Source organism: Paenibacillus tabacirhizosphaerae (assembly GCF_040812395.1).
Classification (GTDB): domain Bacteria; phylum Bacillota; class Bacilli; order Paenibacillales; family NBRC-103111; genus Paenibacillus_E.
On sequence record NZ_JBFNXH010000051.1, the window covers coordinates 1 to 2,693 of the forward strand.

4 protein-coding genes and 1 pseudogene are annotated in these 2,693 nt (G+C 44.2%); 1 reads left to right on the plus strand and 4 read right to left on the minus strand.

The features are described 5' to 3' along the window. Positions 1–449: hypothetical protein (locus ABRS97_RS27845; RefSeq protein WP_367819427.1), on the plus strand; the 449-nt coding region annotated here is incomplete at its 5' end. Positions 450–609: 160 nt separating this feature from the next. On the opposite strand, the gene ABRS97_RS27850 is transcribed toward ABRS97_RS27845, so the two are convergent. The 4 genes and pseudogenes from ABRS97_RS27850 to ABRS97_RS27865 form a co-directional block, all read right to left on the minus strand. Next, positions 610–906: a hypothetical protein gene (locus ABRS97_RS27850; protein WP_367819428.1), complete on the minus strand. Its 297-nt coding sequence runs from the start codon at positions 904–906 to the stop codon at positions 610–612. 283 nt (positions 907–1,189) lie between these two features. Beyond that, complete coding sequence (locus ABRS97_RS27855; protein WP_367819429.1) at positions 1,190–1,450, minus strand: hypothetical protein; 261 nt, start codon at positions 1,448–1,450, stop codon at positions 1,190–1,192. A 15-nt stretch (positions 1,451–1,465) separates the two neighbouring features. After that, on the minus strand, positions 1,466–2,140 hold the full coding sequence (locus ABRS97_RS27860) for a hypothetical protein (protein WP_367819430.1): 675 nt from the start codon (positions 2,138–2,140) through the stop codon (positions 1,466–1,468). 303 nt (positions 2,141–2,443) lie between these two features. Further along, positions 2,444–2,693 (minus strand): annotated as a pseudogene (locus ABRS97_RS27865) (IS110 family transposase); the annotation flags it as partial.

Sequence of the window (2,693 nt, forward strand, 5' to 3'; positions counted from 1 at the left end):
ATGCCTGTCTGTCCAAGCGTTGTTTGGACAGACACCCGCATCATGAAGCAGGAGAATCGACCGTGGAAGCCTGTGCAGCCGTGAATAAGGGCCAAGGTGAGGATCAAGCCAGCAGGAGCATGAGCGTATCCAGCCCCAAAAGGGGGAAGGAGCGAGGCACTGTGGGAAGTGCGTTTGTAAAAAGCCGTCTGTCCTTGGCCGTGGCGCGAACGAGGGTTTTAAAACGATCCGAAGGATCACAGCCGCTGTCGACGGCAACCGAAACAACTCACGCTGGGCCTTATGCGCATAAACGGCTTGCCGCTGTTGATTCACCGAGCAGGGAGCTTGCGCCTTTCAAACCGAACCTAACAGCGGAGCCTGTCCGACTAGGGTTTGAAAGACTGCAAGCCATCCCTGCAAGGAATCAACTTGGGGCAAGCCGTTTATCCCTGCATAAGGCGCAGTGAGGCGGTGAGGGTTGCCGGAGGCATAGGCTTTGATCTTTCGTTGTTTTGGCTGCGCTTTCGACTTAGAAGCGCTGAAAAGCGGCTATTTTGTAGCCGTTAGCGATGTAGCGGTAACGAAAGAAAAGCCTTGCGAGAATTAGTCGCAAGGTAGTTTAAGTAGTCATTGGAGCTCTTTTAACCACTTTGTTAATTCCATAACCGTAGATTCTAACTCTGCATAAGAAAAACATTCTCTTTTTTTAATAGGCTCATCCCAGTTGTAGTCCTTCACAACGAAGACTAAGAAACACTGAGTACCAAGATACCATCCAACATCAATAGCATAATTGTTGGGGAAAACAACCAAAAACATATCTTCTTGTAAATCATCGTTTTCTTCGTTCAAATTTGTTTTTTCATTAACTTGATACTGATTAAAATTAATAATACCAGGTGAAAAATCTATGCTTTCAAACAAAGTGCAGCATCCTCCTCTATCAAGTTATTTTGTTAGTTTTTTATATTCTTGTTCTGTTATAGGATGACCATGAAGATATGCATTACCACCCGAATCTGTCATCTCAACCCGAAGCCATTTAGACTCTGCCTAAGATTCCCACCACCTTCATGATGCTTGGATCATTCGGGGTTTTACGGCGCTTGAGGATTAAAAGAGCCCAAAGCGGTTGTTGCGTCGTTAGAAATACCGCGGCAGACAAAAAGAAACCTTGCGAGGGTTAGTCACAAGGTGGTTGAATAAATTAATCACTAAGCCCGTTTAATTGCTTTTTCGCATCCCAATTAGATGGAGGAAGCCTATAACTTGAATGCCATTTGTATCCCTTTTCCACCCATTTTTTTCTCCACACTTCAAGAACTTGTGGATTTTTATTGTTCCCATCATCATGAAAGCCATATTGAAAACCACAGCATATGCAAATTTCAAATGATCCAAACCCACGGGTATCATATGGTGGGTCTTCTAAATCGCGATAATTACATACTAGACATGTATATCCCATTCTATTTCCTCCTTGCTAATTTCCAGGCTGTCCGTCGTAATATTTTTGACCATTTTCTGGTTTAAAAAGTGTCTTAGTTTCACCATTAGAATAATAAGAACCGAATGTATTCGTATTTGCATCGTAAACTCTAATAGTACCATCAGAATCCACCTTAGTTTGGTAAGCCCCCCTATTGTCATAGAAATCTTTTGCCATTCTAGCATAATCTTCTGGATCTTTTGCTCCAAATTGACTTCCATGATCATCATAGTGCTGTTTTAATGTATGAGGTCTTGCCCAATTATACTTTTTGCTAATGTCCTTAAACGAATAGAAATTATAAAGATCACTGCTCTTATCATTCATTGTTGCTGCAAATGTTCCCTCAAATCCAGCTAAAACCGTTACACCCGCAGCGCCAGCAGCGACTACACAGCCTCCACCTGCTGTTACAAGGCATGCTCCACCTCCACCTACAGTGCCAGAAGCACCTGCGGCGGCTGCAAAGGCTGATGCAGTCTCTGCCACTGAGTAACCCCAGCTTTGTGCAGCATAGTAATCAGGTTCTTCTTGAGTCCACCCCATGGCTGCATCAACTTTATGAACCACATAGTCGTAGCCACCAGCAGTAATTGTATTAGCAACTGCATCTAAAAAGCCAGAGACAGCATGATACCACTTATGTCCTGTGGGATCGGTATAAATCAACGGATTATTCCCCACATACGTATACAGATTCAAACTCAGCGGATTATCTATCTGACCTTCGTTACTATCTTATGCTATAAAGCTCAGCCTCCAAAGACAGAGAAGTCCTATCCATAAAATAGCACTTCTTTACGGTTTTTGGTACTCATTTTCAGTTGTTTAACAGCACATTTTTGGTTTCAAGTGGGGCTTTCCATCTAACCCGCCAGTTACAGGAAAGCTCCAACCCATCAAAACTAAGATTTCTCCCGCGCCTTCGCTTGAGCTTCGTCCACACCTTTTTTTAAAGGCGGCTCAACTCTATCATTTTGCTTGTTTCAACGGTTCCGGCAGGCGATACACAGTTTTACTTTTGAGTATCCCATACACGATGTTGACCAGTCGCCGCATGATGCAGATGATCGCTTGCTTCTTTGTTTTACCTTCCGCGAGCTTGCGGTGAAAGTATTCATGGAACAGCGGATTCCTCGGCGTTTTCGTGCCGCGATGTACGACAAGCTGCCGGATCGCCAGCGCTTTGAAGATATCGTGCAAGCTGCGGTCGCCTTGCTTG

What these genes read in the sequence shown, in the direction of transcription:
- ABRS97_RS27855 (WP_367819429.1), bottom strand. Translation starts at nt 1,450, where the DNA reads ATGGGATATACATGTCTAGTATGTAATTATCGCGATTTAGAAGACCCA.